Below are 6,384 nucleotides of genomic sequence, written 5' to 3'. Positions count from 1 at the left end.
CCTCGGCGATGGCCGGTCGCGGCGGCGAGGACGCTGTCGCGCTGCGGGGGGCCGCAGCGCGGGGCGCCGCGCCGGTGCCGGACGGCGCGAGAGCCGGCGCCGGCGGCGGCGCGCCGGCCGCGGCGTCGTCGGGCTGCAGCGGCAGGGTCAGCACGAACACGCTGCCGCGCCCCGGCGTGCTGCGCACGGCGATGTCGCCGCCGAGCAGGCGCGCGAGATCGCGCGAGATCGCGAGCCCCAGGCCGGTGCCGCCGTACTTGCGGTGCGTGCTGCCGTCGGCCTGGCGGAACGCCTCGAACACCGATTCGAGCTGCGCCTCGCTGATGCCGATGCCGGTGTCGTGCACGGCGAACTGCAGCTGGCCGCGCTCGTCGGCGCCGACGCGCAGCCGGACTTCGCCGAACTCGGTGAACTTGATCGCATTGGACAGCAGGTTGCGCAGGATCTGCCCGAGGCGCAGCGGATCGGTGACCAGCTCCGCCGGCGTGCCGGGTTCGATCTCGCCGTGCAGGCGCAGCCCCTTCTCGTCGGCGACCGGACGGAACACGCGCATCAGCGCGTCGGCCGCTGCAGCAATGTTCACTTTTTCCCGATTTAACTCGACTTTGCCGGCTTCGATCTTGGCCAGGTCGAGGATGTCGTTGATGATCGCGAGCAGGTCCTGGCCGGCCGACGCGATGGTCTGCGCGAACTTGACCTGTTCCTCGGTCAGGTTGCCCTGCTTGTTGTCGGCCAGCAGCTTGGCCAGGATCAGCGTGGAATTCAGCGGCGTGCGCAGCTCGTGGCTCATGTTGGCCAGGAACTCGCTCTTGTAGGTGTTCGTGCGTTCGAGCTCGGCCGCCTTGTCGATGAGGCTGACCTGCGAGCGCGCGAGCTGGTCGCGCTGGTGCTCGAGCTGCTGGGCGAGCTCCTGCAGCTGCACGTTGGACTGTTCGAGCTCGCTCTGCTGGTTCTCCAGCTGCGCGCGCGACGCGCGCAATGCGCTGCTCTGCTCCTCGAGCTCCTCGTTGCTGACGCGCAGCTCTTCCTGCTGGGTCTGCAGCTCCTCGGCCTGCTGCTGGGTCTCCTCGAGCAGCTCCTGCACGCGCAGGCGGTCCTTGGCCGTGCGCACGGCGAGCGCGAAGCTGTCGCCGGCACGGCGCAGCAGTTCCTTCTCGGCCTCGCGCACCGGACGCAGGAAGCCGAATTCGAGCACGGCCTGCACGACGCCGCCGTCGATCGCCGGCAGGATCAGCAGCTCGCCGACGTCGCCGCGGCCGAGGCCCGAGCGCAGCGGCAGATAACCAGCCGGCAGATCGCGCAGGTGCAGCAGCCGGCGGTCCTTGACCGCCTGGCCGACGAGCCCTTCGCCGAGGCGCAGTTCCGCCGCCGCGACGCCGCCGTCGGGCGCCTGCGCGGCGACCTGTTCGAAGCGCCCGCCGCCGACCTGCACGTAGGCCGTGCCGACCGGCGCCTCCAGATAGCGCGAGATGAAGCCCAGCGCGTTCTCGCCGAGCGACTGCAGTCCCTGCTCCCCGAGCAGCCGCTCGGTCAGGCCGGCCTGGCCGCGTCGCAGCCAGGTGTCGGTTTCGCGCGCGCGGTAGTCGCGCGAGCTCAGATACGCGGCGATCAGCACGAGCACGAACAAGATCGCCGAGCCGCCGAGTGCGACCCAGACCGAGCGGTCGCTGGCCTGCTGCCAGTCGTCGCGATAGCCGTCCTGCCTGCGCTGCTCTTCGGCCTTGAGTTCGGCCGCGAGCGCACGCAGCCGCTCCATGAGCACGCGCCCTTTCTCGCTGGCGAAGATCTGCAGCGCCGCGCTGCCGTCGCCGCGACGGCGCAGGTCGACGGTCTGTTCGAGTTCGGCGAGCTTGCCGTCGACGAGCTGCAGCCAGGCGTCGACGTGCGCCTCTTCCGTAGCGTCGCCCGCGACGAGCGCGCGCAGGCGCCGGCTTGCGCCGGCCAGGCCGGCCTTGGCGTCGGCATAGGGTTCCAGATAGCCGGCCTCGCCGCCGAGCAGATAGCCGCGCTGGCCGGTTTCCGCATCCTTGACCAGCGACAGGGTCTCGTCGATCGCGGCCATCGTGTCGATCGAATGCTGCACGCGCGCCGAGGTGACCGTGCGATTCACCAGGGACGCGTAGGAAAACCATGCAATCAGCATGATGGCGACGATGGCCAGCACATAGCCGGTCACGGCCCTCGCGGGCAGGAATCCGAGCGAGCTCAGCCCGCGAGATTCGTCCGGCGCAATCGAATGCGGCATGCACGCTCCCTGTAGACGGCCGAACCGAAGCCGGCCGGCGGCCTGCGCCCCGCGCGAAGACCGTTAGAGTCATCGGATGGTTATGGGTGCAGTCCGTACGGCGCCGTCAGGCGCGCTCACCGGCTGCGCTCGCCAGTGAAAACCACATATCCCACGTGATCGGAACGTGATGATACGTGAGACGGCGTGAAAACCGCCGCCGTGGCGGGCGCCCTGCGGCACCCGCCACGGCCGTCCGCGCGAGCTCAGAAGTCGCGGCGGCCCATGGCGCCGTACTGGCCGGCGCTGTCGCGGCGTTCCGAGCTGGAACGTTCCGTGTTGCCGGAACGCGCCGGACGCGGGCTCTCGTCGTCGCTGCTCTCGCCGCGCGTGGCGGCCGCGGCCTTGGCGCGGTGGGCGTTGCCGCGCGCTTCACCGCCGCGACGGCCGATTTCGGCCATGTGCTGGCGGTTCTGGCTGACGGCTTCGCCGCCCTTGCGGCCGGCCTCGCGCGCTTCTTCGGACGTGAACTCGTGCGCCGTGCCGCGCGCATGCGCAGCCCTGCCGCCTTCGCTCGCGATCGCGCGCTGGCGCGACTCGTCCATCGACGCGAAGCCGCGCCGGCTCGTGCCGCTGCTCTCGGTCGGGCGGCTCTCGGCGGTGTCGCGCGATTCGTTGCCGCCGGTCTGCGCGGGGGCGTCGGGTTTGCGCTGGTCGTTCGGGTTCATTGCTCTCTCCATAGTGGGCCATCGTTCTTGCCGCGACCGCCCTGTCTGTTACGCGGAACGAGGTCGCTGTGTGCTCGGGCGGCGCGGTAACTACCGCAACGACCGTGCCAACCGCACTCAGCAGCGTGCGCGCGTTCAGCGGGGCGCAACAGCCGGGGTTTCCCCTGCTATCCGGGACGGAATTTCTTCCGCCGCCGCCCAGGCCTGGCGCCGGTTTACCGCAGGGTCCGTCGACGTACGGTGATAGTCGCCGCATCATGTTGCGATGCGGCAGGGTCAAGAAATGTACACATTTTATTATTTGAGGAACGGCGTCGCTCCGCCGCCGCCGCGAGCGCGGGATCCTGTAACTTTTTCAGGGTTGATTGCAGGTCTTGCCGCTCAACATGAGCAAGCTCGAACAATCGCCTGATCGCGATACGGCGTGTCGAGGCTTTTCATGGAATCACCAGTAAATCCGTCGTTGCTCATCGTCGACGACGGCGTCAGTTTCGTGGCCGCCGCCGCTGAAATCGCGCGTACTGCGCGCGCTCGAGAACCAGGCGCCGCAGCGCAGCAATCTGCGCATCATCGCAGCCACCGTGCATGCGGGGGAACACGGCCGCACGCGCGCTCGGCGTCAGCGTGAAGACCATCTACAACCACCTGGCCAAACGTCAGAATCCGGCCGAGACCGGCTGAGACCGCCGAAGTCGCGCCGCACGCGCCGCGGCGACGCAGTAGGCTGGCGCCTGCCCGCCCTCGCGACCGCCGCACCATGGAGCCGGAACCGCCCTACCCGTTCGCCTCGACCAGTAGCGCCGCGCGCGCGTTCGTCTACGTGCTGCCGTGCGCCGGCGAGGACTGGCTCAAGCTCGGCTTCTCGCGCGATCCGCTCGCACGCATGCAGACCCTGCACGCGCGCTTCTATGAGTTCTTCGACACCGAGCTGGCCTTCGCGATCGAAACCGACACCGTGCGCGAGGCGCGCGCGCTGGAGACGCGGCTCGGCCGCGCGCTGCGGCTGCACGAAGCCCCGGCGCCGTTGACCGTGCCCGTCGCCGCGGGCGGCGCCACCGAGTGGTATCGCGGCGCCTATGCGAGCCTCGCCGACAGCGCCGAATCGCTGCGGCAGCAGGGTTATCCGCTGCATCGCCCGCTGCGCGGCTGGATACGCGAACGCCTGATCGCCGGCGCGGAGCTGCTGTATGCCTGGACCGCGCTGCTCGATCCGCTGGAGATCGCCGCGCGCGGCGCCGCCAGCCGCGCGAGCGCGGCCCAGCGCCGCGTCGCCGACGTGCTCGATGCCTACCGTGCCGAGGACATCGATCTCGCACGCTGGCTGCCGGCGCCGGTGCTGGACTGGCACGATGCGGCGAGCCTGCGCGGCCCGCGCCGCTGAAGCGGCAAGCGAATTGCTACGAACTGGACCAGCCTGCCGCGGAGCCGCCATGAACCTCAGCCGCCACCACCGCGAACGCGACTCCGTGCGCGCGAGCGAAACCGCTTCCGACGCGTTGCGCCGCGGCACGGCACCGGCCCGGACCGCCTCGCGCACGGCCGCAGCGCAGCGCGATGCCGCCGTCGACGAGGTGCGCATCACGCATGCGGATCGCCTCGTGTTTCCGGCCGACGGCATCCGCAAGCAGGACGTCGTCGACTACTACCGCGCGGTCGCGCCGCTGCTGCTGCGCGAGATCGCCGGCCGGCCGCTTTCGGTGCTGCGCTGTCCCGACGGCGTCGCGCAGGCCTGCTTTTTCCAGAAGCACCGCACGGCCGGCCTCAAGCGCGTCGACCGCGTACGGTTGAGCGAGGAATCCGGCGCCGTGCGCGACTACCTCGTCGTCAACGACGAACGCCAGCTGCTCGAACTGGTGCAGTTCAACGCGCTGGAATTCCATCCCTGGGGCGCGATGGCCGCGACGCCGGACCGGGTCGACCGCCTCGTGTTCGATCTCGATCCCGGTCCCGGCGTCGCCTGGAGCGAGGTCCGACGCGCCGCGCGCGACCTGCGCGCGCGGCTCGACGAGCTCGGCCTCGCCGCATTCCTGCGCACCTCCGGCGGCAAGGGACTGCACCTGGTCGTGCCGCTGCGTCCCGGCTGCGACTGGGACCTGGCCAAGCGCTTCGCGCACGGCGTCGCCGCGAGTCTCGAACAGGACGAGCCGGCTCGTTTCGTCGCCGTCGCGAGCAAGGTCAGACGCAACGGCCGCATCTTCATCGACTATCTGCGCAATGCGCGCGGCTCGACCAGCGTCGCGAGCTATTCGCTGCGCGCGCGTGCCGGCGCGCCGGTCGCGATGCCGCTGGACTGGAGCGAACTCGGCCGCGTGCCGGGCGCGGCTGCATTCGACCTGCATTCCGCACGGCGACGCATTGCACGACGCAAGCACGATCCCTGGGAAGGCATCGCCGAACTGCGCCAGAACCTCCCGCGCCGGGCCGGCTGACGCGGCGGGCGCGCGTTCCGCGGCATTGGCACATGGCTTGCTGCCGCCGTGCTGCGCGCCGGCCGGCGCGTTTCCCAGCGACAGTCGGAGGTTGCCATGATCGTCACAAACTACCTGTGCGCGTTTGCCACCGGCATCGCGCTGGCCGCCGTCAGCGGCGCCATCGCCCAGAATCCGGCGCCGCCCGAACGCGGCGAGGTCGTGGACGCGGCGGCGCCGCAGCCGGCCGCCGGCGATGCGGAGGCGCTGAGCACGCTCGTCGCGGTGAACAAGCACGAGATCGCCGCGGCGGAACTGGCCCAGTCCAAGGAAGTCGACGCCGCGACGCGCGACTACGCCAAGATGCTCGAACGCGACCATCGCGCCAATCTGGAAAAAGTCGAAAACCTCAGCAAGCTGACCAAGACGCCGATCACCGAGAGCCCCGACGTCGCGCAGCTCAAAAACAAGGCCGCGGCCGAACGCGCCACGCTCGCCAAGCTCGACGGCAGCGCGTTCCAGACCGCCTACCTCGACGCGATGGTGCAGGGTCATGCCGAAGTGCTGAGCCGCATCGACGGCAAGCTGCTGCCGGGCAGCAGCGACGCGGCCGTGCAGCAGCATCTGCGCAGCACGCGCGAGAGCGTCAGCAAGCATCTGGCCAAGGCCAAGGAACTGCGCGGCAGCGCGCCGGCGCGCTGAAACCGGCCTGCCCGGCCGACGCATCCGAGGAAATTCGCATGAACCGACCACGCAATCCGCGCGAGCGCGACCCGCAGCACGAATCGCGCGACGATCTGCGCGATTACCACGACGTGCAGCGCGACGCCTACGGCCGCTACGACGAAGACGACTGGCAGCCGCGCGAGAGCCGCGGCGAGGGCTGGGGCTACGGCGACGCGGAAGCCGAGCGCGGACCGGCGGCGCCGTATTACGGCGGCCGCGGCGACGAGGCGCGCCGCCGCGAAGCCGACGCGCAGCGCGGCGACTACGCCGCGCGCTACGGCGGCGAGCGCGGCCAGGG

General features: G+C 70.6%; 5 protein-coding genes and 1 pseudogene. 4 read left to right on the top strand and 2 right to left on the bottom strand.

Translation table 11 applies throughout. The features are described 5' to 3' along the window. Together NON22_RS18660 and NON22_RS18655 are read right to left on the bottom strand one after the other, a co-directional pair. The coding region (locus NON22_RS18660; RefSeq protein ID WP_257388464.1) for a CHASE3 domain-containing protein at positions 1-2,245 on the bottom strand (2,245 nt) is incomplete at its 3' end. A gap of 400 nt (positions 2,246-2,645) precedes the next feature. Further along, positions 2,646-2,829 (bottom strand): annotated as a pseudogene (locus NON22_RS18655) (KGG domain-containing protein); the annotation flags it as partial. 880 nt (positions 2,830-3,709) lie between these two features. On the opposite strand from NON22_RS18655, the gene NON22_RS18650 reads away from it, so the two are divergent. The 4 genes from NON22_RS18650 to NON22_RS18635 all read left to right on the top strand — a co-directional run. Continuing rightward, a complete protein-coding gene (locus tag NON22_RS18650) occupies positions 3,710-4,333 on the top strand; it encodes a GIY-YIG nuclease family protein (RefSeq protein ID WP_257388463.1) in 624 nt (207 codons plus the stop codon). 49 nt (positions 4,334-4,382) lie between these two features. Then, positions 4,383-5,381: a non-homologous end-joining DNA ligase gene (gene ligD / locus NON22_RS18645; RefSeq protein WP_257388462.1), complete on the top strand. Its 999-nt coding sequence runs from the start codon at positions 4,383-4,385 to the stop codon at positions 5,379-5,381. Positions 5,382-5,477: 96 nt separating this feature from the next. Beyond that, positions 5,478-6,062 carry a DUF4142 domain-containing protein gene (locus NON22_RS18640; protein WP_257388461.1) on the top strand — a complete coding sequence of 195 codons (585 nt, stop codon included), beginning with the start codon at positions 5,478-5,480 and terminating at the stop codon, positions 6,060-6,062. 38 nt (positions 6,063-6,100) lie between these two features. After that, on the top strand, positions 6,101-6,384 hold a 284-nt coding region (locus NON22_RS18635; RefSeq protein WP_257388460.1), incomplete at its 3' end, for a hypothetical protein.

This window comes from Tahibacter caeni, assembly GCF_024609805.1.
In the GTDB taxonomy this organism is placed as follows: Bacteria; Pseudomonadota; Gammaproteobacteria; order Xanthomonadales; family Rhodanobacteraceae; genus Tahibacter; species Tahibacter caeni.
The sequence above is the reverse complement of the archived record's forward strand: the minus strand, read 5'-3'. Positions and strand labels throughout refer to the sequence as shown.

Coding starts and splice junctions, on each gene's coding strand:
- ligD (WP_257388462.1), top strand. CDS start 4,383: ATGAACCTCAGCCGCCACCACCGCGAACGCGACTCCGTGCGCGCGAGC.
- NON22_RS18640 (WP_257388461.1), top strand. CDS start 5,478: ATGATCGTCACAAACTACCTGTGCGCGTTTGCCACCGGCATCGCGCTG.
- NON22_RS18650 (WP_257388463.1), top strand. CDS start 3,710: ATGGAGCCGGAACCGCCCTACCCGTTCGCCTCGACCAGTAGCGCCGCG.